At 62.5% G+C, this 24,662-nt stretch carries 17 protein-coding genes; 9 read left to right on the top strand and 8 right to left on the bottom strand.

Annotated features, from left to right (window positions below; translation table 11 throughout):
* Positions 1–12 precede the first annotated feature (12 nt).
* The 7 genes from IFO71_RS15900 (at position 13) to IFO71_RS15870 (ending at position 7,534) form a co-directional block, all read left to right on the top strand.
* Positions 13–600, top strand: a complete 588-nt coding sequence (locus IFO71_RS15900; RefSeq protein WP_192030646.1) for an OmpH/Skp family outer membrane protein — start codon at positions 13–15, stop codon at positions 598–600.
* Positions 601–608: 8 nt separating this feature from the next.
* On the top strand, positions 609–1,619 hold the full coding sequence (gene lpxD / locus IFO71_RS15895) for a UDP-3-O-(3-hydroxymyristoyl)glucosamine N-acyltransferase (protein ID WP_192030662.1): 1,011 nt from the start codon (positions 609–611) through the stop codon (positions 1,617–1,619).
* The gene (gene fabZ / locus IFO71_RS15890; RefSeq protein WP_192030645.1) at positions 1,619–2,092 is read left to right on the top strand and encodes a 3-hydroxyacyl-ACP dehydratase FabZ; all 474 of its coding nucleotides are present in this window, start codon (positions 1,619–1,621) and stop codon (positions 2,090–2,092) included. The genes lpxD and fabZ overlap by 1 nt, the downstream gene beginning before the upstream one ends.
* Positions 2,092–2,862 carry an acyl-ACP--UDP-N-acetylglucosamine O-acyltransferase gene (gene lpxA, locus IFO71_RS15885; protein WP_192030644.1) on the top strand — a complete coding sequence of 257 codons (771 nt, stop codon included), beginning with the start codon at positions 2,092–2,094 and terminating at the stop codon, positions 2,860–2,862. Before fabZ ends, lpxA begins: the two co-directional genes overlap by 1 nt.
* A 113-nt stretch (positions 2,863–2,975) precedes the next feature.
* Positions 2,976–4,259: a lipid-A-disaccharide synthase gene (lpxB, locus tag IFO71_RS15880; RefSeq protein ID WP_192030661.1), complete on the top strand. Its 1,284-nt coding sequence runs from the start codon at positions 2,976–2,978 to the stop codon at positions 4,257–4,259.
* Complete coding sequence (locus tag IFO71_RS15875; protein WP_192030643.1) at positions 4,256–4,888, top strand: ribonuclease HII; 633 nt, start codon at positions 4,256–4,258, stop codon at positions 4,886–4,888. Before lpxB ends, IFO71_RS15875 begins: the two co-directional genes overlap by 4 nt.
* A gap of 156 nt (positions 4,889–5,044) precedes the next feature.
* Entirely contained in the window at positions 5,045–7,534 is a 2,490-nt protein-coding gene (locus IFO71_RS15870; RefSeq protein WP_192030642.1) for a M28 family peptidase, read from the top strand.
* A gap of 16 nt (positions 7,535–7,550) precedes the next feature.
* Here the strand turns inward: IFO71_RS15870 and IFO71_RS15865 are convergent, their stop codons facing one another.
* The 4 genes from IFO71_RS15865 to IFO71_RS15850 all read right to left on the bottom strand — a co-directional run bounded on the left by IFO71_RS15865 (position 7,551) and on the right by IFO71_RS15850 (position 15,968).
* The gene (locus IFO71_RS15865) at positions 7,551–7,922 is read right to left on the bottom strand and encodes a response regulator (protein WP_192030641.1); all 372 of its coding nucleotides are present in this window, start codon (positions 7,920–7,922) and stop codon (positions 7,551–7,553) included.
* On the bottom strand, positions 7,919–13,159 hold the full coding sequence (locus tag IFO71_RS15860; RefSeq protein ID WP_192030640.1) for a transporter substrate-binding domain-containing protein: 5,241 nt from the start codon (positions 13,157–13,159) through the stop codon (positions 7,919–7,921). Before IFO71_RS15860 ends, IFO71_RS15865 begins: the two co-directional genes overlap by 4 nt.
* A gap of 1 nt (position 13,160) precedes the next feature.
* Entirely contained in the window at positions 13,161–14,066 is a 906-nt protein-coding gene (locus IFO71_RS15855; protein ID WP_192030639.1) for a sensor domain-containing diguanylate cyclase, read from the bottom strand.
* Positions 14,067–14,198: 132 nt separating this feature from the next.
* A complete protein-coding gene (locus IFO71_RS15850) occupies positions 14,199–15,968 on the bottom strand; it encodes a thioredoxin domain-containing protein (protein WP_332309390.1) in 1,770 nt (589 codons plus the stop codon).
* A 290-nt stretch (positions 15,969–16,258) separates the two neighbouring features.
* On the opposite strand from IFO71_RS15850, the gene IFO71_RS15845 reads away from it, so the two are divergent.
* Positions 16,259–16,810, top strand: a complete 552-nt coding sequence (locus IFO71_RS15845; protein ID WP_192030637.1) for a YkvA family protein — start codon at positions 16,259–16,261, stop codon at positions 16,808–16,810.
* A 132-nt stretch (positions 16,811–16,942) separates the two neighbouring features.
* On the opposite strand, the gene IFO71_RS15840 is transcribed toward IFO71_RS15845, so the two are convergent.
* Genes IFO71_RS15840 through IFO71_RS15825 form a run of 4 tightly spaced genes read right to left on the bottom strand, consistent with a single transcriptional unit; the run spans position 16,943 to position 20,454 of the window.
* Complete coding sequence (locus IFO71_RS15840; protein WP_192030636.1) at positions 16,943–17,809, bottom strand: hypothetical protein; 867 nt, start codon at positions 17,807–17,809, stop codon at positions 16,943–16,945.
* A gap of 13 nt (positions 17,810–17,822) precedes the next feature.
* On the bottom strand, positions 17,823–18,332 hold the full coding sequence (locus tag IFO71_RS15835; protein ID WP_192030635.1) for a hypothetical protein: 510 nt from the start codon (positions 18,330–18,332) through the stop codon (positions 17,823–17,825).
* Between the two features lie 9 nt (positions 18,333–18,341).
* Positions 18,342–19,781 carry a YfgM family protein gene (locus IFO71_RS15830; protein ID WP_192030634.1) on the bottom strand — a complete coding sequence of 480 codons (1,440 nt, stop codon included), beginning with the start codon at positions 19,779–19,781 and terminating at the stop codon, positions 18,342–18,344.
* A 37-nt stretch (positions 19,782–19,818) separates the two neighbouring features.
* Positions 19,819–20,454 (bottom strand): penicillin-binding protein activator LpoB, encoded by a 636-nt coding sequence (locus tag IFO71_RS15825; protein ID WP_192030633.1) that lies wholly within the window; start codon positions 20,452–20,454, stop codon positions 19,819–19,821.
* A gap of 446 nt (positions 20,455–20,900) precedes the next feature.
* Here IFO71_RS15825 and dnaE point away from each other — a divergent pair, with 446 nt between their 5' ends.
* On the top strand, positions 20,901–24,527 hold the full coding sequence (gene dnaE / locus IFO71_RS15820; protein WP_192030632.1) for a DNA polymerase III subunit alpha: 3,627 nt from the start codon (positions 20,901–20,903) through the stop codon (positions 24,525–24,527).
* Positions 24,528–24,662: the final 135 nt, after the last annotated feature.

Here is a 24,662-nt window from a genome sequence, read left to right as displayed (position 1 = left end):
GACTCGCCCTCCATGAACGCCAAGATCAAGCCCCGCCGACGTATGCGCGGGGCTCGTCTTGCCGATGCCCCAGGCGTGGCCATGCGTGCCCTGCTCGCCGGGGCCTTGTTGTGTGGACTGGCGCTGCCAGGCCCGCTGGCGGCACAAGCCGGTAGCGAGCTGAAAATCGCTTACGTCGATATGCAGCGCCTGCTCGACGGTGCGCCGCAGATGGCAGCGGCGCGGGAGCGTCTGGCCCGGGAATTTGCCGCCCGCGATGCTGCGCTGAAGCAGGACCAGGGACGGCTGGCCAGCATGGAGACGCGCCTGCGGGAAGAAGGAGCCTTCATCCAGCGCGACGAAGCCGAACGGCTGAAACAGCAGACCGATGCCCTGCGCCGTTCAGTCGAACGCAGCCGCGAACGCATGCGCGACGAACTTACCCGGCGCACCCGCGAGGAGGCTGACCGCGCCTTTCCGGCCATCAGCGAAGCAGTCGCCGAATACGCCCGCGCCCAGGGCATCGATCTGGTGTTGACCAGTCCGGTGATCTATTACAACGCCAAGATCGATATCACCGACCGGGTGATCGACAGCCTGCGCAGCGCCGGTGCGGAATGAGCAAGTCGCTGCGCCTTGCCCTGTCCGAGTTGGCCGAGCGATTCGGGCTCGAGCTGGTCGGCGACGATCACGCCATCGACGGTGTGGCCACCCTGCTGCGAGCCAGCGGCAATGAGGTCGCGTTTCTGGCCAACCCCGCTTATCGCAGTCAACTGGCCGACACCCAAGCCGGCGCCGTGGTGGTTGCCGAGGCCGACCGAGGCGCCGTGCCTGGCCGCTGCCTGGTCAGCCGCAACCCCTACGCCGACTTTGCGCGGATCGCCGCGCTGTTCGAAGCACGGCCGACCCTGCGCTCAGGCGTCCATCCCAGTGCCGTGGTCGATCCTCAGGCCACGATCGATCCGACGGCCGAGATCGGCCCGCACTGCAGCATAGGGCCGGGTACGCGGGTCGGCGCTGGTGTCCGGCTCGGCCCTGGCTGCATCATCGGGGAAGACTGTGAGCTTGGCGCCGGCAGCGAACTGGTGGCGCGCGTGGTGCTGGTGCGTCGCGTGCGACTGGGCCGGCGCTGTCTGATTCACCCCGGCGCCGTATTGGGGGCCGATGGCTTTGGCCTGGCATTCGACCAGGGCACCTGGCTGAAGGTGCCGCAGCTCGGTGGGGTGCGCCTCGGCGATGACTGCGAGGTCGGCGCCAATACCACCATCGATCGCGGCGCCCTGGACGACACCGAGCTGGAAGACGACGTGCGTCTGGACAACCAGATCCAGGTCGGCCACAACGTGCGCATCGGTGCCCATACCGCCATCGCAGGCTGCACAGCCATCGCCGGATCGACGACAATAGGCCAATACTGCTTGATCGCTGGCGGCGTGGGGATTGCCGGTCACCTTGAGATCGGTGATCGGGTGCGGATCAATGCCATGAGTCTGGTCAGCCGCTCGCTGAGCGGCCCAGGGGAATATGCCTCAGGCACACCGATCCAGGACGTGCGATCCTGGCGCAAGAATGCGGCCCGGTTTCGTCAGCTCGACAGGCTGGCGCGGGCGATGAAAAACGAATCGAAGGACTCCGATTGATGAACGACACTGCCGCCGTACCGACAATGCCGGTCGACGTCACCCAAATCATGCAGCTTCTGCCGCATCGCTTTCCTTTTTTGCTGGTGGACCGGGTGGTTGAGCTGGAGCCGCACAAGCGGATCAAGGCAATCAAGAACGTCAGCATCAATGAGCCGTTCTTCGCCGGCCACTTCCCAGGCCACCCGGTGATGCCCGGCGTGCTGGTGGTCGAGGCCATGGCCCAGGCCGGCGGGCTGCTCACCCAGCTCAGCGCCGGTGGCAAGCCCTTGAACAGCGACCGGCTGTTCTATCTGGTCAAGGTTGACAAGGCACGTTTTTCGCGCATGGTGGTTCCGGGCGACCAGCTGGAACTCGAAGTAGTGTTGAAACGCAACCTGCGTGGCATGGCACAGTACGAATGCTGCGCCAAAGTCGGCGGCAACGAAGTCGCCAGCGCCGAGATTCTCTGCGCCGAAGGCAGGAAATCCTGATGATCCATCCCAGCGCCATCATCGACCCCAAAGCCGAACTGGACGAGAACGTCAGCGTCGGTCCGTTCAGCGTGATCGGCGCGGGCGTACAGATCGGCGCAGGGACCGAAATCGCCGGTCATGTGATCATCGAGGGCCCGACCACCATCGGCCGCGACAATCGCATCTTCGCCTTCAATTCCATCGGCGGCGAGCCGCAGGACAAAAAATACAAGGCGCAACCAACGCGGCTCGAAATCGGCGACCGCAACGTGATTCGCGAGTACTGCACGTTCAATCGCGGCACCGAGGAAGACGGTGGCCTGACCCGGATCGGCAACGACAACTGGATCATGGCCTATGTGCATATCGCCCATGACTGCCTGGTCGGCAACAGCACCATCTTTGCCAATGCCGCCTCGCTGGCCGGTCATTGCCGGGTCGACGATTTCGCCATCCTTGGCGGCTTCACCCTGGTCCACCAGTTCTGTCAGGTCGGCGCCCACGCCTTCACCGCTATGGGCAGCGTGATCAATCGCGACGTGCCGCCCTTCGTCACCGTGGCGGGAAGCTATGCCGAGCCACATGGCATAAATAGCGAAGGCCTGAAGCGGCGCGGCTTCGACAGCACCCGCGTCAGCAGCATCAAACGCGCCTACCGCACCATCTACAAATCCGGCCTCAGCCTCGCCGACGCCCGCGCACAACTCGCCGAAGCCGCCAAAGACGCCCCCGATGTCGCCTCGCTGATCGAGTTCATTGACCGCTCGCAGCGGTCGTTGGTGCGTTGAGAGCCGGGATTCGAGATTCGAGATTCGGGATTCGCGTGCGAGTCCTCGCCGGGAATTGATGTGTCGATGCTGGAATGCATCTTCAAGAGCACGAGCAAGGCGCAGTCTTCAACATGAGCGACAACCCGCTTTCTCGAATCCCGAATCCCGAATCCCGAATCCCGGCGGACGCCAAGCGTCCGCGCCGCATCGCCCTGATCGCTGGCGAGGCCTCGGGCGATCTGCTCGGGGCTGAGCTGGCCCGGGGCTTGCTCTCCCACCACCCGTCGGTGGAACTGGTTGGCGTGTGCGGCGAGGCGATGCGACGTGCCGGTGTTTCCGAGTGGTATGACTGCGAGCGCTTGTCGGTGATGGGGCTGGTGGAGGTGCTCAAGCACCTGCCCGGCCTGCTGCGCTTTCGCCGCGAGCTGCGTCAACGATTATTGGCGTGGGCGCCGGATTTGGTGGTCGGCATCGATGCGCCGGACTTCAACCTCGGCCTGGAGCGCTGGCTGAAACAGCGCGGCATTCGCACTGCACACTACGTCAGCCCCTCGGTCTGGGCATGGCGTGAGCAGCGTGCGGCCAAGATCGGTCAGAGTGCCGACCGCGTGTTGTGTCTGTTTCCGATGGAGCCGCCGATTTATCAACGTTATCAGGTCGATGCCCGCTTCGTCGGCCACCCAACTGCCCAGGCGATCCCACTGAACCCGGATGTCGCCCGCGAACGCGCCGCGCTTTCGATTGCACAAAAAGCCAAGGTGCTGGCCGTGCTGCCGGGCAGTCGCAACAGCGAGTTGCGTCGACTGGCACCGAGTTTTCTGTCCGCTGCAGCCTTGTTTCTGCGCCACCATTCCGATTGGCAGGTCGCCCTGCCCCTGGCGCGTCCGGCCTTGGCCAGTCTGATCGATCGGGCGCTGACCGACCTTGAACGCGGCGCAGCGCCCGACCCCACCGTACTCAGTGAGCGCCTGTCGCTGTCTGATATTGCCCAGCTGCGGCGGCAACTCATCATCACCGAGGGTCGCTCGTTATCGGTGATGCAGGCCAGCGATCTGCTCTTGGTGGCCTCCGGCACCGCCGCACTGGAGGGCATGCTGGCCAAGGTGCCGATGGTCGTCGGCTATCGCATTGCGCCGCTGACCCACTGGATCGTCAAACGCCTGGGACTGCTGAAGGTCGATCGCTACAGTCTACCCAACGTGCTGGCAGGCGAAGATCTGGTGCCCGAATGCATGCAGCACGACTGCACGGCGTCGCGCCTGTGCGCCGAGCTGATGGCCTGGTTGCAGGCAAGCGAACGGCGCCAGCACTACCGCGAGCGAAGTCGCGAACTGCACCAGAGTCTGCTGCCTCCCAGCGAGTCCGCCGCCGCCGTCGCGCTGAGTGATCTGCTCGCCACCGGCGAAGCGTCGTGAACAGCCCCGCACCCTACCAGGCTCGCACACCGCACGCAGGTATTGCCGGTGTCGATGAAGCCGGTCGTGGCCCCTTGGCCGGTCCGGTGGTGGTGGCCGCCGTGGTGCTCGACCCGCGCCGCCATCCCGCCGGCTTGGCCGATTCGAAGAAGCTCAGCGAAGCGCAGCGCGAGAAGCTCTACAGCGAGATCATCGAACAGGCCATTGGCTTTCACATCGTGCATGTGGATGTGGCCGCCATCGATCGACTGAACATCCTGCAAGCGAGCCTGATGGGGATGCGTGAAGCGCTGCGCGGCCTGAACATGCCCCTTGATCTGGCCCTGATTGACGGCAACAAGCTGCCTACCGATCTGCCCTGCCGGGCCGAGCCCTTGATCGCCGGCGACGATCTGGAACCGGCCATCAGCGCCGCCTCGATCCTGGCCAAGGTCAGTCGCGATCGCTGGATGACTGCCCAGCACGCAGAATTTCCGCAGTACGGCTTCGACCGCCACAAAGGCTATCCCACAGCCGCGCACCTGGATGCCTTGCGCCGCCACGGGCCTTGCCCATTGCACCGCCGCAGTTTTGCGCCGGTCAAACAGTTCGATCTGTTTGCTTCGAACGACTGCCCGCCACAGCGCTAAGCGGGTTGTGATTTGCTACCGCGGCTCGGCCTGGGCCAAACTTCAAGCGTAGTCCTGAGACTCATGTCAGAAGACTGATAGGCGCGCGCCATGGATGGCGAGCGCGGAAATCCTTCAGGATGGAAGTATTTCAGCCACCTGCTTGACGGAGCCATCGTGCGCAGAACTGAGCCCAGGCGTGATCGCTGGTTGCTGATGGCAACCATACTGCTGGTATTCGTCGGCTTGAGTCTGGTCGGTCGCTATAGCAGCCAGCCTCCAGCCCCCTTGCCCGCTGACGCCCCGGCCGATCAGTTCTCGGCCGGCCGCGCCTTCGCCCATGTGGAGCGGATCGCCCAGACCCCACACGCTGGCGGTTCGCCGGAAAACGCAGCCGTTCGCGCCTACCTGGTGGAAACCCTGCAGGCGCTCGGACTCGAAGTGGAGGTGCAACGCCAAGTAGTGACCTACCAATATTCGCGGCACCCGAGTGCGGCCAGCGTGGCCACCGTCCACAACGTGTTGGCCCGCCTTCCGGGCCAGCGCCGCGATGGCAAGCAGCTGATCCTCATGAGTCACCACGACACCCGCGAGTCGACACCGGGCGCCGGTGATGCGAGTTCCGGCGTCGCCACCTTGTTGGAGACTGCCCGTGCGCTGAGCAGTGGCGAGCGACCACGAAACGATGTGCTATTTCTGTTCACCGATGGCGAGGAAACCGGGCTGTTCGGTGCCCAGGCTTACTTCGGCCACCATCCTTCGGCGGCACGGACCGGGCTTGTTCTGAACTTCGATGCTCGTGGCAGCCGCGGACCGGTCTGGATGTTCCAGACCAGCGAACCCTCAGCGCCCTTGATCGAGATACTACAGGACGAAGTTAGCCATCCTCTGGCCAATTCACTGTCCCTGGCCGCCTACAAGCAGATCCCCAACGACACCGATCTGTCGATCGCCCTGGAAGCCGGCTTTGCCGGGATGAACTTCGCCTTCATTGACGGCTTTTTCGACTATCACCAGGCCACCGACACACCACAGAGACTTTCACTATCAACCCTGCAGCATCTCGGTGACTACGCCCTGCCATTGGCCCGCCGATTGGCCAATGAACAGCAACTGGGCGACGTTGACCTGGGCAAATCGCCTGCGCAACGCAGCTTCTTCTTTCTGCCCGGCATCGGTCTGGTCGATTATCCAGCATGGATCGATCTGCTAGCGGGGGGCTTGGTCGCACTGCTGTTGGGCTTGGCCGTGGCGCGGCTGAAGTGGGAGTCGCGTCTGTCCTGGCTCGATCTGCTGCGCGGATGGGTCACCGCCCTGCTCACCCTGGCCCTGCCCCTGCTATTGATCATCCACCTGCAGAACAACTGGTTGGGCAGCGAAAACCTGCGCGCCAGCCTGGCTCAGCTCGCGCGCAGCGAGGCGCTGTGGTGGATATTTGCCTTGCTCACACTCGGCCTGGCGATCTGGCTACAGGCCGCCGCGCACCGCGGCAAGGCCATTCTGCCCATCGCCCTGATGGCGCTCTTGTTGCTCATCACCCAGCTTCATAACGGAGACATTCACTGGCTTCCCGCCATCGGGGCGACCACCGTGCTGCTGATCGCGGCACTGGTTCTTTCGAAGCCCTTGTCATCCGTCGCGCTGGTCGCTGGCGCTGCCCTGCTGTGGCCTTTGCTGATCGGCCTGCTCGCATTCGCCATGCCCCAGGGACTCTTCCTGGTGACCTGGCCCATGTGCTTGCCTGCCATCTGGTGGGTCGTGGCCGGGCGCGACGCCCAGGCCCGCCGTGCCCTGGTCCTGGTCAGCGCCCTGATCGTGATACCGGCCGGCTTGATCCTGATTCCGTTTGCCCAATCCTTGTTCGTGATGCTCGCCCTGATGAGTGCGGCCATCGCCATGCTGTTGTTGCTGATGACCTTGCTGACTGCCCTGCCCGCGCTGTTTTGCCGCGACCTCCGCGCACCCGCTGCCGTACTCAGTCTCTGCGCAGTAACCGGGTTTGCCTGGGCCGCACTTAGCTCACCGTTCGATCAACAGCACCCTGCCCCGGCCAGCGTATTCACCGTGCAGGTCGATGGAAAAAGCTTCCGGATCAGCGACGATGCGCTACTCAGCGACTGGCATAGAGACATCCTCGGTGATGCGCCGACCACCCTCAACAGCGAACGCTACGCACCGGGCAGTCAGCGGGAAGTCTTCGCCCGAGAACTTGCACTTCCCTCGCTCGAAGGCGCTTCGATCGAACTCCGAGCGACAGCAAGCGGAGGACGGCTGGAACTGAAGGCCCCATCCGACGTGCGACAAATGAATCTCTACGTGCCGCGCAATGCATTCACCTCATGGCGAATCGATGGCAAAGCCTTACCGCCACCATCAGATCAATCTCGTTCCTGGCCGGTCTTGCGCGTCTACGCGCCGCCGCAGGAAGGTGTGCTGATCGAATTCGAGCTTGACGCCGAGGCCGTGAACGAGACCACCGAACTGGTCCTGACTTCGGTGTATCCCAAGGCCATCGGAGATCTTGCCCTACCTGCACGCCCGCCGGAGTTGATGCCCCATCCCTATACCCACGCCGATGGCGTGCTGGTGGTGCAAAGGATTGCGCTGACCCAAGCGCAACCAAGCGCAGTCAGTCACGGCGGTTTCGAGCAGCCAACGACCGACTAGCCCGGATATATCCGCGCTAGGTTTCATCAAACACCTTGTTAAGAACCTCAAGCACCTTGTCGCGCTCGATCGGCTTGCAAATGAAATACTTCGCGCCGACACCGATGGCGTCGACCACGGTACTCTCCTGACCATGCGCGGTAATGATGATCACCGGCTTGTCCGGGTAGTCATGCAAGATGCGCTTGGTGGCCTCGAGGCCGTCCATCTGCGGCATCTGGATATCCATGGTGATCGCACTGGGCTTGAGCGCCTGGGCCATGGCGACGGCTTCCACACCATTGCTGGCGGTCCCCACCACTTCGTGCCCCAGGCTTTCCAGAATCAGACTGAGGCGCTTGATCACCGCCGGCGAGTCGTCAACGATCAGGAAGGTTCGCGGTTTCATGCCATCAACTCCTCGCGCAGAATGCAGAACAGGCTGATCTCTCCGGCCTCGGCGCGACCGACGACTGCCCGAAAAACGCGCTCCCCGAATCTTATCGGGTAGTCGTCGCTGTCCACCACCTGTGGCGTGCCCATGTCGACATGATGGGCCAAATGGGTGAAATACACCGTGGCGTTGCCCACCAGGGTATTGAGAATCTCGGCGCCGACGCTGACCGCCATTCCGGTGAGTTCATGCTCGGCGAATTCCGGGCCAAAACGGCGGGTCATCTCCATCAGAAGCGGGCGATTCATTGAAAGGCCAATCTCCGCATCCAGACCGCTGCCCAATCCGATCACAGCGGTGAACTCGCCCAGATCGTTGGCGCTGATCTCACGTGACTCCGATTCAAATTCAATCGCCAGATCAAGGTGCTGGAGACAGAATGCCCGCATCACCTTGGGCAGAGGTTGCAACAGCAGGTTGGCTCGCTGCAGCGGCGAATCTTGCTCGGATACGGCGCGTGGCGTCACATAGGGCAGGCTGAACACAAAGCGGGTTCCTTTCCCGCTCACCGACTCGACCCGGTAGTCACCGTCGATTCGCTCCAGTTCAACGCGCACCGCCGCCAGGCCAACACCGCGCCCGGACACCACATCGGCGGAAGCACGGGTCGAAAACCCATCGGCGAACAGCATGCGTCCGGCATCAGCAAGATCGAAGGACTCGGTTTCGCCCGCGTCGATCAGACCGAGATCAGCGGCCTTGGCGGCGATGGCCGCAAGATCGAGCCCACAGCCATCATCTTCGATGCTCAGAATCAGCCGACCTGCATCGACGCGGCCACGGCAGACGATGCTACCGAGTTCGGGCTTGTCCGCCAGCAAGCGGGTATCAGGGTCCTCGATACCGTGATCAACGGCATTGCGAAGCACGTGCGACAACGACCGGCAAAATGGCCCCAGCACGGCCGGATCGACGCGCATGTCCAGGCCTTCGAAGCGAATCGGCGCCAACAGCTTGCCCTGCCTCTTAGCTAACCGTTCCATTGCTCTACCATACGGGGCGAGCAAGGTGGTCAAGGGTTCGAAGCGCAATTGCCTGATCAGATCCAGCATGCGTGAGTCGGCACCATAGAGAGCCTCTGCCTCATTTTGCAATTGGTCGATCAGGGAAGCAGCGAGATGTATCTCGGTTTCGCCACTGAAGTATTGACTGCCCAGCTTTTCGCGCAACACTTCAAGATCCTGTTCGAGTACTGCCCCAAGGTCGACACTACCGAGCACGCGCTTGACTTCCGACAGGTCGAAACCACCTTGAGACTGGCGCAGGTTCGCCAGCTTGCTCTCCAAGTCATGCAGCTGCTCCGGCATCAGCGGTAAACCGGCCTGCGCAAACAATCCCTTGAAGGTGTGAATCCGCCGATACAATTCGTCCAGCACGCTCATGGGGTCGCGCTGAAAGCTCAGCAGGTCCGGCAATGCCCGCGAGCGAAAATCTTCAAACTCACGCAGGGTGCTCAGTAGATCTTCACGATTCTCCAGCGACTGAACAACGAACTCCAGCCGCAAACGCTCCTGGGCCAAGCGTTCCGCCAAGGCTTTTTCCGCACTGATGTCGGTCAGCACCAGCATCATGCGATCGGTGCCGATCAAGCGATAATCGGCGTGCAGAACCTGCTGACCGAGCACGATTTCCCGCGGCAACAGGCTGAGATAGGCGTCGCGCTGCAAGGCGTCGGCAGACGCCATCACCCGGGGCAGGGTCTTGCCAACCAGTCCGCGCAAAGTGGGATTCGCAGGCGCCAAGAGATCGGGGAGCTTACGCCCATCGGCCTCGCCGCCAAAGATGCGCTCACATTCGCGACTACAGCCCGGCTCCACCACCAGATCCGGCCCAAACGAAAGGAAGCCTTGGCCCGAGTTGTCCAGCAGCATGGCCACTTGGCTCAGCGCAGACTGGGCTTGTTCCTTTGCCCGACCAAGGGCGGTGTTGAAGCGCGCCAATTTTCGATTCCAGATTCCGATGGCGAACAACACCAGTAATGCCGCCGCCCCGATCTTCCAGAACAATGCGTAATCGAAAGCCTGCTCGTAGCGAACCGAGATCCATCGATTGATGATCTCGCGCCGTTCGGCATCGCTGATCGAGTCTATGGCCTTCTGCATGATGCCAACCAACAAGGGCTCATCATTGCGCGTCGCCACACTCAGCTCATCACTGACTTCAAGCTTGCCAGCGATCTTGAGATCGAACATGCGGTGTTTGGCCAGACTGTAGGCCACGGCCGGAATCGAACCGATGTAGCCCCAGACCCTGCCATCACGCACGTCCGCCAGCCCGTGCTCGGCACTCTCGACATCGACAATGTGTATGTCAGGATGCCGCTGACGCAGAATGTCGGAGTAGGAGTACCCCTTGACGATCGCAACGGGCCGATCGCCGATGGCCTGAATATCGCGCACGAATACTTCGGACGCGCGAGTCGCCACCACCAGCGGCTCCTCCACATAGGTGCGGGTGAAATCCATTCGATCGCGTCGGCTCGGAAGATCGGTCACCAGCAACATCAGATCGCAGTCACGCGCACGCAGGGCAGCCAACGAGGCATCCCAATGCGGTGTTACATGCGTTTCCAACGGCAGATTGATTCGATCACTGATCAGCTGGGCGAGGTCGGCGCCAACCCCCTCGTAGTTTCCCTTTTCGTTGATGCGCTCGTAAGGAGGGCTTTCGGGGTCCACACACAGGCGCAATCGACCCTTCTGCCGCAAATAGCTACTCTCCTCCACGCTCAATTCCACCAACGAAGCGGTTTCCTGCTGCAGACTGCTCAACCATTTCGACTGCAGCGGCCGCAAATCAGCGGGCGTCAGCGATGCCATCGCCTTGTCCAGAATTCCGACCAGTTCCGGCGCCGACTTCTGCCCCATGAAGTAATGGCTGCCAGTTTCGTTCTGCGCCAGCTCTCGCACCCAGCCGGCGACCTGCAGATCAGTCAGGGCCTTCTTGTCCATCCAGTAGCGCAGTACCGCTTCCGACTCCAAGGTGGCGTCGGCACGTCCAGTCGACACTGCATCGAGCATCTGCTCGACGTTTTCAACGGGCAAACGTCTGATCGCGGGATAGTTCCTGGCGAGATAGTCGTCGTGCGCCCACCCCTTGCCAACCGCAACGACCTTGCCTTCAAGTTCAGCGAACTCACTCAGGCGCGGGCCGCCCTTGCGATTGACGAATACCTGGCGCACCCGCATGTAGGGCTGGGAGAATTCCCCCCACACTTCCCGGTCAGCAGAGCGAAACAGTGAGTGAAGAAGGTCGATTTCCCCCCGACGATGCATTTCAATCAACTCTGACCAGCTCTCATGGGTCACGTACTCGACCCGAAAGCCAACGCGCTCGGCCAGCAAGTTGAGCAGTTCGATACTGTAGCCGCTAGGCTCTCCGCCTTGCAGGAAATCAAACGGCGGGTAATTCACTTCACTGCTGGCGCGAATCACCGGATGGGCTCGCAGGAAGGCGCGCTCCTCCGCGCTGAGATCGAGCGCTGCGATCTGTCCACGAGCATCCAGCCAGCGCATCTGCAGCTCTCGCCGCTCCGCCACGCTGACGGCGGCCAAACCGCGCTGCAGCAGGCGCTGCAGGATGGGCCAGTCGTTGCGAGCGGCCAGGTACAGTGCTTCGAACTCGCCGCCCTTGTCAGCGCGCGTCCACATGCCTTGCACGATCAGGTTGGTGTAGCCGGAACGGTTGATGTGATAGTGCAGGGATGAGCCGAAGTCAGTGGTCGCATCGGCCCGGCCATCGCGCACGGCGTCGATGGCGTCCTCGATTCCCTTGGTTTCGATGAAGCGTAGCCGGTCGGGATAGAGTCGGCGCAATACTTCGGTCTGCTCCCAGCCTGCGGGCGTGGCAACAACGCTGCCGAACAGGTCCTGAATCTCATGAACTGGCTTGAAATCGCGCCGGGTGAGGAACTGCGAGGTTTCACGGATCACCGGCTCGGTAAACAACCCGCAGCGCGTCGCCTCGGTGGAGCGATCGGTTGGGTGCAGGATGTCGATCTCCTTGTCACAGAATGCCTGCACCAGCGCCGGCCAGGTGTCGTGCTGCACGAACTCGATCTGAACCCCGATCTTGCGCGCCACCAGACGCAACAGATCAACTGAATACCCTTGAGCGGCGCCATTTTCAAAGAAGTCGAATGGTGGCCAATCGATCTCGTTGCTGACCCGAATCACCGGATGCTCGGCAACGAAGGCCCGCTCCTCGGCACTGAGCTGCAGCGTCTCGGTCGCCTGGCCGACTGCAGAGTCTCCGTCCAATACGAAGCCCTGCAAGCCATCCAAGGAATCCGCCTCACCCAACTGAACATATAGCTCCGCCATACGCCTCAACTTGCCGGAGTCGATATCGCCCACCGGGTAGACGCGCGGCAGCATGACCTTGTTGGTTTCACGCGCCTCGAAGCGTAACCCTTCCGCCGATCGTCCCTGGGTGTTGTAGTCACGCAAGATCAGCGCGATCAGCTCTTCCGGATGTGCCAGGGCATAGTCCCAGCCGCGATTGCTAGCATCGCGAAATGCCCGTACCTGGGCCGGGAACTTCCTGGCGTAGGCTTCCGAGGTAAACAAATTGACGTCATACAACTCAGCGCCATAGTTGTTGGGATCGAGCACATTGAACGGTTTGCCGGCCTGACGCAGATAGAATGGCTGGTCGGTAACAAAGGCCGACATGGCGTCGACCTCACCTCGCAAGAACTCATCGACACGGAATGAGTGCGGCACGAGAACGATGTCTTCAGTGCGCAGGCCGAACTGGCGAAACATGATCTGATAGCTCACCGTACCGATATCGCCCTCGGGTGCCATCAGTCGCCGTCCGCGCAGATCTCCCGGTGACGAGATGTCCGGCTGGGCAAGAATGACCAGTGGCGAGCGCTTGAAATAGTTACCGACCAGCACGACTGGAACGCCCTGCAAGCGCTCGCGAATCAGCTGCGCCCCCCAGATGCCAAACTCCTTGCGCCCTGAGAGCACCTCTTCGAGCGTGTCGATGTCCGGGCTGTATTCGACGAACTCGACTTCCAGCCCGACGTCTCGGTAGTAGCCTTGCTGTTTGGCTGCATAGAAGCCAGCGAACTCGAACTGATGCTTCCACTGCAGTTGCAGGCTGACCTTCTGCGGTGGTGGTTCAGTGGCCAAGACCATGGCCGCCGAGGCCAACCACAGCAGCAGGCCGCACAGGCTTCTCATCTCAACTCATCACCTCGACCCGATTGCGGCCATTGTGCTTGGCCTTGTACAAGGCCGCGTCTGCACGGGCGACCAGGTCCTTGATGTCTTCATCGCCACGCAATTCCGTCGCGCCGAAACTACTGGTGATGTGGCCGATCACCGGAAACTCGTGCTGATCGATGCTTTGACGAAGCTTTTCAGCCACGAGCGCGGCGCTGCGCAAATGGGTTTCCGGCAACACGATCAAGAACTCCTCACCGCCCCAGCGCCCCACGGTATCGGTCGCGCGCACTCCGGTTGCCAGCAGGCGCGCCAGATGCACCAGCACTATGTCCCCGACCTGATGACCGTGCTGATCGTTGACCTGCTTGAATCTGTCGCAATCGACGATCAATAGAGAAAAGGGCTTGCAGAAGCGGCGAAACCGCACCATCTCCTGCTCCAGGATCGCATCCAGGTGACGGCGGTTGTACAGGTGGGTGAGCCGATCGGTCTTAGCTGCATGTTCCAGCTCACGGTTCTTGAAGGCGACCGCAGCGTGGGCCTCGCTAAGATCCTTCTGCAATCGCTTCAGCGCATTGATCTCATTCAGCAGGATCAGGTACTTGCTGCTGCCATCGGCCCACTCGATCGAACGTTGCAATACGTGATACCAGTTCTCGCTGTCGTCGTCGTAGTACTCGGAACGCAGCGGCGGGGCGGCATCCTGATCGCCGTCCTGACGCTGCGTATAGCTGACGAAGTAGTGGCTGCCGCCTCCGGCTGGAAATACCTCGGCAAACGAACGGCCGACGCAGTGCTCACCCAGGGTCGACCTGGTGTGCTGATTGGCATACACGATCTCGCCACTCTCGGGATCCACCACGAACAGCAGCAAGGGAATGTCGTAGACAACGGTGAGCAAGAAGCGGTCGAAGTCGCGCACACAGCCCCCTTCGCCGCCGCGAGCCATGACGACGGCCGATGCGACCAAGCATACGCCTGTCGACGGCTTCAGCGCAGGACCGAGGGTAGAGTTGCCTACAATGCGGTCACTGGCCAGCAGCGCCTCGCCGGCTCATTGACTGATAGGGCGGGATTCTTGGTCCAGGCTACGCAGGAAGTCAGCGATTTCGCCGGCTTCATGCAAGGGCGTCGAACAGCGACCCTCATTGCATACGAAGGCCGCCGCGCGGCTCAAGCTTGGGTAGCGGATATCCGGATTGGGCAGCGGCCCTTCAGCCGGATCCCACCAATCGAGCCGCTTGTCAGCCGCCGGCTGGCGCATGGCCGCCGCGAACAAGGCCTGCGCCTCCGGATCCTGCTTGCCGCCGACCACGGTCAGATGCAGCGGCGCTACCTGCCGCTCCTCGTCGGCCAACACGATGCCAATCTCGGTAAAGCGCGCCAGAGCCACTTCCGGCCGCGACAGATGCCGCATCGCATGCTCGGCCATCGCCTGATGCAACGGATCGGCGCTATAGCGAAGCAATCGGTTAAGGGCACGCGCCAGCGCGATGCTCTCGTCAATCGGCGCCACCGGCGCGATCACCGAGCTACCTCGCGGCGCGGCCAGATACCCTGAAGATGCGCGCAGATGCTGCTCGATCGTCTTGGCGGCGATTCCAGCCTCCTTGAGCCAGGATCGCTCGGCCGTCACCTTGTACATCTGGGTAAAGGCGCGCATCGCAGCCAACTGGTCGGCCAGATAGGGGGTGGTGTCGTCCTGCGACAAGTGCAGGAATCCGCCCTCCGGACGGCTGCGCACAGCGAGCACCCAAACACAGGCCGCACGGGCGCGGTCCAGGGCGCTGCGCTCACCACTGATCTCGTACCAGATCGCCAAGGCCTCGGCGACCAAGGCGGTTTCTCGCGTGTAGCGCTGTTCGGCGATACGGGGCACCCCCAGGGCCATGCGTGCCGCGTCGTCCAGGGCGAAGAAGTCAGCTGCATGCTCGCCCGGCTTGAGGTCGGCATCCTGACTGGCGAAGTAGCCCCCCTCGGCAGATAGCATGAACCGCTCAAGATAGGCGATCACCTGCTCCACCGCCTGACGGTAACGGCGATCGCCGGTCAGCGACCAGGCCAAAGCATAGATGCGCAGGTAGTCGGCTTGGATGGCGGTCAATTTCTCGAAGTGCGGGTGACGCCAATCGCCACCCGTCGAGTACTGATAGAAACCGCCCCAGGCCGGGTCGAGCAGGGCCAGCGCCGCATCCAGCGAAACCTTCGCCCGCTGGGCCTCCACATCATCGCCAAGGGCGGCCTGACGCAGGGAATACTCAACGCTGTCGCGGTCGAGATAGCGCTGCGCCATCTTCAGACCGCCGCGCTGCATATCCACCGATCGCTCATGGCGTGCAATCAACCTCTGGCGCAACGATTCGTTAAGTGTCGCAGCTTCCGGCGCCTCGCTGCCACTGGACACGACATCCGCCAGCACACGCGACGCCGCTTCGGGCGACGGATCATCGACCACGGCCTGCAGCAGCCGGGCCATCGGCTCAGGCGGAACGAAGCCCTGGCGCTTGAGGATCTCTCGTCCATCCGCATCGAATACCACCGTTGCCGGCCAGCCCACGTCCCGATAGCGCGCCGCAAGATCCGGCCGCCCGTCCTGATCGATGCGCAACGGAACATAGTGCTCGGAGATCAGTTGCCGTACTTTCTCATCGCGGTAGGTGCGCTCATCCATCACATGGCACCAGTGGCACCAGACAGCCTCAAGATAGAGCAGGACAAGACGCTTCTCCTCTCGAGCCTGAGCGAACGCCTTGGGCTCCTCGCGCACCCAGTCGACCGTCGACTCCGCCGCCCACCCCACCGCGCTGTACAACCCCAACGGCACGAGCAAGAGATAGCACGCACAGATTGTGCCAGTCCTCACCATCCAGCCCATTGCCTCTCCCCCGACAACTGTTGAAACACCATGCTAAGAAGCGATGTCGACTGTTCGCTTCATCGCTGCCAGGCCTCATTACGTCGCAGCCGAAACCAATAGATGCGCCGAAAACAAAACGCCAGCTAAAGAAAACACTCTGCCATAAGTCACGATCATGACTTTCGGCGCAGTCACATCAGGCAACCAATCTCCATCTTAGGTCATCAAACAGGTATCACCCACAGCAGGAGAGTGTCATGAGTTTCGATATCCACGTCAGCATGAACGAACAGGCACTGGCGCCGTTCCGCTCGGCGTGGGCAGGTGCCGCCGCGTCAACCGTGGCGATGCCACAAGCCGATCTGCTGCAGGCCGCACGCGAGCACTGCCAGGCTGTCGATCGCAGCCGGCTGCCACAGTTTCTACAAGCTCATCTCGACAGCTTTGGCGAAGTCATCGAACTGCTCGATCATCCGCAATGGGCGAATCCCGCCATGCGTCATGCCTTGAACGCAGCGCTGGGCTACTTCATCGATGATGACGATCTGATCCCCGATCAAAGCTCGCAGTTCGGTCTGCTCGATGATGCCATCGTGCTGGAGCTGGCCCTGGCCGATCACAACCATGAGTGGCAGGCCTGGCGCGAGTACCGCCGATTCCTGCGCGACTATCCGCAGTTCGCCGCCTTGGACCGCGACGGCTGGATGGACATGCGTGAGCAGGAACTTAAGCTGGCGCTGCGCCATCGTCGTCGCCTGCGTCAGGGCTATGCCCCGCAGGCCGAACTGACGACGTTCCGGGTCAACTGAGTTCCGCGCAACCAACCCGCCTGTACCGCCCTCCCCTCGGCGCAGGCGCCGGAGCTCGGCCAAGGATGGCCGGGACTCCGCCCTTCAACGCAGCCATCTCGTGCGGCACGCCGCACCAGATGGGTCACCGCTTCAGCGTGACCTGCCGAGAATCTGCTGCGCCACTTCCAGCGCGAGCTGCTGGGCCACCTCATACTCGCTGATATCGGCCGGACGCTCGCGTTCAAAGCCATCTGGCCCGGCAACGAATCGCGGACGTGGCCCGGCGGGTGGAATCGCGCTGGTGACAAACTCAGCGACGATCTGCGAATTCTTCAGTGCGGTGGCGGTGACCCGAAACTCCCAGCCGGTGGGTTGCGCGTAGTCGGGGCGCCCCTCGACTTCCAGAATCAGATCGGCCGATTGGTTCAAGCCGCGGATTTCGAGTTGATTGGCATCCCCTTCGCCTTTCTCACGTGCCTGTCGGGCCGCGAGATCGGAACGCACCAGGGACACACCGGCCTGCCGCAGCACTTGATTGAAGCGCGTTTCCAGATCCCAGCCCTGATGCCGGGACAACGCCGATGACTCGCTATTGTCGAGACGGGCCTGGCCACGCACCGTGGCCGAGCGCTCGACCCGAACGCCGGCCCCATGCTCGACCTCCGAGGCATAGCCCGCGGCACGCACGGTCGCCGCAGCGGCGCCGGTCACGGTCTCACTGACTTCCACATCGACCACCCTGCTATGCGCCTCGGAGTCGATCTGCTTGCCCCAATACACCGCGATGCGCAGCGGCCCGCGATCGGCATAGCGTATGCGCAACGAGTCGAAGGCTTCCTGCCAGCGCTGCTGCGAGCTGGGACCGTAGTCCGGGCTCTGCATCACCGGCGGCTGATCGCGATATCCAGGATCCTGTGCAACCGCCGTGCCGACGACGCCCAGTACGGCGGCCATCCCGATCGCGACCTGGGTCATCCGTCCGATACCAACAGTGTAATTTGCGACTCGACTGCTCATGGCCTTCTCCGGCTCAACGCCCAACTTCGATCAGGAAGTAGTCGACATCCTTGCTCAGCGACAGCTCCTCGTAGACGCTGAGCGCGCGCGGCTGGAAGAACACCGTTTTCCAGGCTGACACTGCCTCGCTAGGCACGGCGCTGTCAGCCGGTCCGCGCAGGAAGCTGGTACGCATGCGGAATTGCAGCGGCTGGTCGGTGCAGTTCATGAAGCGCGCCATGGTGCGCACGGTACCGGTGGCGGTACGCTCGGAGGCGATCGTCTGCACGATGATCGAGTTGTAGATGCCCTGATCGCCCATCGAAATGGCGTTGAGCGGCACATTGGAAATCGAGTTGTAGGCGGTAGCGACAATCGCCGGACCGTCCGCTCGTGTAGCACTCTTCAGCGCCTTGTAGTCGCACTCCGGCACCGACTGCGGACGCACGCCGGCGGGCGCGGCGCACCCCGCTGCCAGCGCAGCCAAGGCCATCGCCGCCAGCACGCTGCGAGCACTGCGAACAACATCAAAAGAACTGCTCATCTCAATGTCCTAGTCGATTTGATTGGTCAACGACTCAGCGTCGGCCGGCGCTTCGGCAGGCGGGCTCAGCGGTCGCTCGAATAGCGAAGTGATTTCATTGCGGAACGCGGTGTCGCGTGCGCTGTTTTTCTTCATCAGCTTGCGTCGTTCGCGATCGGTCAGCGGATCCAATACAAACTGCCCGTTAAGAGCGACATTGCTGGCCTCTTGATCGCGATAGATTTCGATCGAGCATTTGCCGGCTTCGGCCGTGAATACCGGTTCGACCAAGGTCCACTCTCCGCCCTCGCTCGGCCGCGAGAACAGCTTGTCCGACGGCGGAGCGGCACCGGCGAACAGCAGCTCTGGCAGACCCAGGGCGCGCTTGTCAGCATCAGGATCTGCGGCCGCCGCCATGGCGCTGGAGAACAGGCCGATCAAGGCCACCGCAGCGCCGGCCCCCATCAGGTCGTCATTGCCGGAAAACGCACCGGCGTACATCGCCGCAGTGCCGACATCCTGGGCCACCTGGCCGACAGTTTCGGCGTTGTTCTTGAAGTTGGCCTTGCCGGCCAGCACCGAATCGACCTGCCGACCGCCACGCGTGGTGGCCTGATAGCCCAGGCTTTCAGCCATCCAGCCATTGGTCTTCTCGTCCGGGCGCAGCGATTCCACATCAGGCCCCAACGCCCACTCGCGCGGCTCGCTGAGGGCGCCGTAGGTGAACATCAACAGCTCATTGTTCTTGCCACCGGCGTACTTGGTCGGCCCCCGTCCCAGCTCGAACACCTGCAATCGGGTGGCATCCGCAACCGGCGCGATCTCGCCATTGCTCTCGATCAGCTTGGTTTCCCATTCGGCGCCGCTATCGGCGCGCGCCTGCAGCTGCGCCTTGGCCAGGCTGAAGCCTTCCTCGGCCGAGCTGCTGTCGCCGGCGCACTGCGAGGCCCAACCCGACATCCAGTTCATCAGCGCAAAGTCCGACTGATAGGACTCCGCCTCCGACAGGGTGTCCTGGTACTCGGCCGAGCGGAACATGGCACGCGCGTTCTCGTAATCGCCCTCGGCGAGATCCACCAGGCCGCGGTAGAAATACAGCATCGAGCGCTCGTGCGGCTCGCCCTTGAAGTCCTTGATCGCTTCCTTCGACCACACCGAGCGCGCCTTCTTCGCCGACTCGTTGTCGGCGTAGACGCTCTCAACGCGCAGAATGGCCATGTCGAGAGCGCGGGCAGCGGTGGCGGTATCGCCTTCCTCCAATGCCAGATGCGCGGCTCGACCCAGATTTAGCACGGCGTTCCACTCGCCCTGCTGATACATATCGGTCAACACTCGTTGCATGCGCGGCGAGTGCCCATCCAGCATGCGGTCGAGTCGTGCGTCGTTTTGCACGGTTTGCACCGGTGCCGATGCGCAGCCGGCCAACAGGGCGGCCATCAGGGCCGCGGACATCTTGCTTCGATTGAGCATCTTGACCCCCTGGAATAATGCGCTCGGCTAGGCTGCCTTAGCGATAGATCACGTCGTCTGCCGACGCACGCTGGAACTCATAGATGTTTTCCCACACCAGTTCTGCCGTTTCGAGGTCGACCAACTGGAAGGTGATCTGCGTATAACGCTGAATCACGCCGGTACGCGGATCACGGCTATCGAGCGAGCTGATCCGGCCGGCCAGACGGTAATCGCCGCCGAATTGCGCCCGCGCCATGCCCACGGTACCGCTATCAGTGACGCCCTCGCGCTTCAGTGCGCGTTCTTCTTCCACCATCGCCGTGACCCCCTGGCGACCGACGAACACCATCCGTCCAGCCGATGCCCGATTCAGTTCGACGCGCAGTCGATCGGTGATGGCGTTCTTGTTGATCCGCTGCATGCCATCGTTGGTGAAATACTGGCTGTCGATGATCACCCGCGGTGCCGTGGAACGCCCGGCCACGGTTGGGTTGGCCATCAGGTCGCGGGCCATCTGGTTGGTCATGGCGACAATGTCGGCGCCTTCAATTCCGACGCCCTGCACCGGCCCCTTGCTATCGACCGGCACATCCACCGTACGCATACCCGACGGATTGGCCACCGGCGCGCTGGCGCAGGCGCTGAGCAGAAGCGCGGCCGAAGCCGACAAGATCAAGGCTTGCACTTTCATTTCCGGTATCTCCAAGTCGTTGATTCGATTTGATTGCGCTCAGGCAGGTGAGCACCGAACGGCCGGCGCCCCGCGCATTAGTCTGCCTGGCGCATGATTGCTTTGGCACGTTGCGCCCCCCTGCCGAACGTGCGAGCTGGTGCTGTTTGAAGCTTGCCGATGTCAAACCGACCCATGCAAGGTAAAAAAGTCACTTTCACCGGCGTGATGACGCCCCCCTGGCAGCATGCAGAGTGCGCCGCCTCAAACTGACACATGAGCTTTGCCGAGAGCATCCGTTGTCCGGCAGGCGCTGCCGCCCTCCACCGGCCACCACGACCATGCCCGGAAGGCCTTATGCATCGCACGTCAAGCCTTGTTCGTGATGCATGCGAAGGCTACGCTCCTGCTTCAGACCGGCTGCTTGGTGCGTCCTCACCAAGGGTAGCGGGTCGGCGCGAGTACCCATGTCCCCGAGCTTTATCCATCTCCATCTGCACAGCGAGTATTCGCTGACCGATTCGACCATTCGCATTGGCGATCTGGTCAAGCGCTGCGCCGCCATGGGCATGCCGGCGGTCGCTCTTACCGATCAGAGCAACCTGTTCGCCACGGTCAAGTTCGTCAAGGACGCACGCAAGGCCGGACTGAAGCCGATTGTGGGCGCCGACCTGTGGCTGACCAGCCCGGAACAGGCGACGTGTCGCATCACCGTGCTCTGTCAGAGTTACGCGGGTTACCTCAGCCTTTCGCGCCTGTTGAGCAAGGCCTGGTTGCAGGGCCACGCCGACGGGCGGGTACAGATTGACCCAGACTGGCTGGCCCAGCACGCGGAAGACCTGATCCTGATCCTGGGCCGCGAATCGGCGGTGGCGCAGTGCATGGCCGAGGGGCGAGAAGAGCTTGCCAGACGCCAGCTGCGCCACTGGTCACGGATATTCCCTGACCGGCTGTATCTGGAGCTGACCCGCTGCGGTCGCGCCGGCGAGGAGGTCTGGGTGCAACAGGCCCTCCATCTCGGCTTCGAATTCGATCTGCCGGCGATCGCCAGCAACGATGTGCGCTTTGTCGAGCGCGATGACTTCGAGGCGCACGAAGCGCGGGTCTGCATCTCCACCGGACGGGTGCTGGCCGACCCGAAACGGCCAAGGGAGTACAGCGCCGAGCAGTATCTGAAATCGCCCGAGCAGATGACCGAGCTGTTTGCCGATCTGCCCGAGGCACTGCAGAACAGCGTCGAACTGGCCAAGCGCTGCAACATCGAGTTGCAACTCGGCACCTACTACCTGCCCGAGTTCCCGATTCCCGACGGCCACACGCTGGAAAGCTGGATTCGCCACACCTCGCACGAGGGGCTGAGCGAACGCCTGGCTAAGCAGCCCTGCGCCGCCGGCCACGATGAGGCCAGCTATCGACAAAGGCTCGACATCGAGCTCGACGTCATCATCAAGATGGGCTTCCCTGGCTACTTCCTGATCGTCGCCGACTTCATCAATTGGGCCAAGCAGAACGACATCCCGGTCGGACCCGGCCGCGGCTCCGGCGCCGGCTCCCTGGTCGCCTGGGCACTGGGCATCACCGATCTTGATCCGCTGCCCTACGACCTGCTGTTCGAGCGATTCCTCAATCCAGAACGCGTGTCGATGCCCGACTTCGACATCGATTTCTGCATGGATCGGCGCGACGAGGTGATCGACTATGTCGCCCGCAAGTACGGTCGCGACCACGTCAGCCAGATCATTACCTACGGCACCATGGCGGCCAAGGCGGTGATCCGCGACACCGGCCGCGTGCTGGGGTATCCGTACGGTTTCGTCGACGGTATCGCCAAGCTGATTCCGATGACCCTCGGCATCTGCCTGGACGATGCGCTGGGCCGCAGCGAAAAGGCGGCCAAGGATCGCGAGCTCTGCTCAGCCGAACTGATTCAGCGCTACCAGGACGAGGATGATGTCCGCGAGCTGGTCGACCTGGCGCTGAAACTGGAAGACTTGACCCGCAATGCCGGCAAGCACGCCGGCGGCGTGGTGATCGGACCCAAACCGCTGACCGAATTCTGCCCGCTGTTCGCCGAAGAAGGCGGTAAGAATCCGGTTACCCAGTTCGACAAGGACGACGTCGAAGCCGTCGGCCTGGTGAAGTTCGACTTTCTTGGCCTGCGCACGCTCACCATCATTGATTGGGCCGTAAAGGCGATCAACAAGCGGCGGGATTCGGGATTCGGGATTCGAGATTCGCAAAAGCGGGACTCGGCGATTTCAAAAGGCTCGCAGCAGGACTCGGTTTCAGGGCCCGCGCAGACTGCTCTCACGAATCCCGAATCCCGAATCCCCAATCCCGGCTTTCTTGACATCACCGCCCTGCCCCTGGACGACGCTGCCACCTACCGTCTGTTTGCCCGCGGCGACACCGTGGCGGTGTTCCAGTTCGAATCGCGCGGCATGCGCGAGTTGCTGAAGCGGGCCAAGCCCGACCGTTTCGAAGACATCATCGCTCTGGCCGCGCTGTTCCGCCCCGGCCCGCTGGGCTCGGGGATGGATAAGGACTGGGTCGACCGCAAGCATGGCAATGCCGAGGTCACTTATCCGCATCCGTTGCTTGAACCGGTACTTTCACCCACCTACGGGGTGATCGTGTACCAGGAACAGGTGATGCAGATCGCTCAGGTGCTGGCCGGCTATTCGCTGGGCGGCGCCGACCTGCTGCGTCGCGCCATGGGCAAGAAAAAGCCCGAAGAGATGGCCAAGGAGCGTGCCAAGTTCGAGGCGGGCTGCGCCGAGCGCGGCATCGCGGCGGAAATCGCCACCCCGATTTTCGACTTGATGGAAAAATTCGCCGAGTACGGCTTCAACAAGTCGCACTCGGCCGCCTACGCCCTGGTCGCTTATCAAACCGCTTGGTTGAAGCAGCACTACCCGGCCGAGTTCATGGCCGCGGTCTGTTCGTCCGATATGGACAACACCGACAAGGTGGTGAACTTCCTCACCGAAGTCAAAGCACTGAAGATCGAGGTGCTACCGCCCGATGTGAATGCCTCGGCCTATATGTTCGAAGCAGTCGGCGACAAGGTGATCCGCTACGGTCTCGGCGCGATCAAGGGCGTCGGTCGCGGCGCGGTGGAAGCCATTGTTGAGGAACGCCAGCGTGGCGGCGCATACAGGGACCTGCTCGACTTTTGCCAGCGCGTCGAAGCCAGCAAGCTGAACCGGCGGGTGATCGAAGCAATGATCTCGGCCGGCGCCCTCGATGCCCTCGGCCCGAATCGCGCCTCGCTGTTCCTGCAGCTGCCCGAAGTATTGCGCGCCACCGAGCAAGCCGCACGCGACAAGGCCGCCGGCCAGATCGATATCTTTGGTGGCAGCGCAGCGCAGCCAATCCAGATTGAACTCCCTACCTGCAACGAATCGGCGCTGGAAACCCGCCTGGAAGGCGAACGCGAAACCCTGGGCCACTACCTCAGCGGCCATCCCCTCGACCCCTACCGCGAACTGCTCAGCCAAGTCGCTGGCTATCGCCTCGATCAACTGGAAAAGGCCTACGCCGACAAGAAAGGTCAGCGCTTCGAAGCGGGCTACATTCTGCTCGCCGGACTGGTGACCGCCGTGCGCATGCGCGGCGATACCCAGGCCTTTGTGCAGCTCGAAGACGGCCTCGGCCGGGTCGAAGCCGCCTTCTTCCGCGAACCCTGCATGAACTACCGCGGCCTGCTCAGCCGCGACCGAATTCTCATCTTGGAAGGCAATCTGCAGGAAGACGAATTCAACGGCGGCTGGTCACTGCGTGTGAAACACGCCTGGGACTTCAAAGCCGAGATCACCCGCCTCGCCCGCCGCCTCGACCTGCAACTCGACCTCAGAAAGCCCGCCGCCTTCGAACGACTGAACGACCTGCTAAAGCAGTACCGCCCCGGCAACACCCCGCTGCGCCTAGACATCAGCACCCCCACCGCCCGCGGCACCCTCGACGCCAACGGCAAATTCGGCGTCCGCGCAGAACCCGAACTGCTGCAGAAACTGGCCGAAGTGGAAGGCATTGTCGTCGAGCGCCTGCACCTCAATCGGCCGCAGGCCAATCAGGAAAGCCACGCGGCTTGATGTTCCGACTTTGCCAGGAGCGGACCGTCAGGGCTGTTCCCTTCTCACTGTGGGAGAAGGGGACCGGGGCGGATGAGGGTACGAATACGGCGTGGGTGTGGTTGCAATCGAACGTTGGCGACCCCCGGCCCCTCT

This window comes from Pseudomarimonas arenosa, from assembly GCF_014841215.1.
Lineage (GTDB): Bacteria > Pseudomonadota > Gammaproteobacteria > Xanthomonadales > Xanthomonadaceae > Pseudomarimonas > Pseudomarimonas arenosa.
Note: the sequence above shows the minus strand (reverse complement) of the source record. Positions and strands in the feature narration are given on the sequence as shown.

Excerpts from the sequence above, each read along its gene's own strand:
- IFO71_RS15900 (WP_192030646.1), top strand. The coding sequence starts at position 13 with ATGAACGCCAAGATCAAGCCCCGCCGACGTATGCGCGGGGCTCGTCTT.
- fabZ (WP_192030645.1), top strand. The coding sequence starts at position 1,619 with ATGAACGACACTGCCGCCGTACCGACAATGCCGGTCGACGTCACCCAA.
- lpxA (WP_192030644.1), top strand. The coding sequence starts at position 2,092 with ATGATCCATCCCAGCGCCATCATCGACCCCAAAGCCGAACTGGACGAG.
- lpxB (WP_192030661.1), top strand. The coding sequence starts at position 2,976 with ATGAGCGACAACCCGCTTTCTCGAATCCCGAATCCCGAATCCCGAATC.
- IFO71_RS15865 (WP_192030641.1), bottom strand. The coding sequence starts at position 7,922 with ATGAAACCGCGAACCTTCCTGATCGTTGACGACTCGCCGGCGGTGATC.
- IFO71_RS15860 (WP_192030640.1), bottom strand. The coding sequence starts at position 13,159 with ATGAGAAGCCTGTGCGGCCTGCTGCTGTGGTTGGCCTCGGCGGCCATG.
- IFO71_RS15845 (WP_192030637.1), top strand. The coding sequence starts at position 16,259 with ATGAGTTTCGATATCCACGTCAGCATGAACGAACAGGCACTGGCGCCG.
- IFO71_RS15840 (WP_192030636.1), bottom strand. The coding sequence starts at position 17,809 with ATGAGCAGTCGAGTCGCAAATTACACTGTTGGTATCGGACGGATGACC.
- IFO71_RS15835 (WP_192030635.1), bottom strand. The coding sequence starts at position 18,332 with ATGAGCAGTTCTTTTGATGTTGTTCGCAGTGCTCGCAGCGTGCTGGCG.
- IFO71_RS15830 (WP_192030634.1), bottom strand. The coding sequence starts at position 19,781 with ATGCTCAATCGAAGCAAGATGTCCGCGGCCCTGATGGCCGCCCTGTTG.
- IFO71_RS15825 (WP_192030633.1), bottom strand. The coding sequence starts at position 20,454 with ATGAAAGTGCAAGCCTTGATCTTGTCGGCTTCGGCCGCGCTTCTGCTC.
- dnaE (WP_192030632.1), top strand. The coding sequence starts at position 20,901 with ATGTCCCCGAGCTTTATCCATCTCCATCTGCACAGCGAGTATTCGCTG.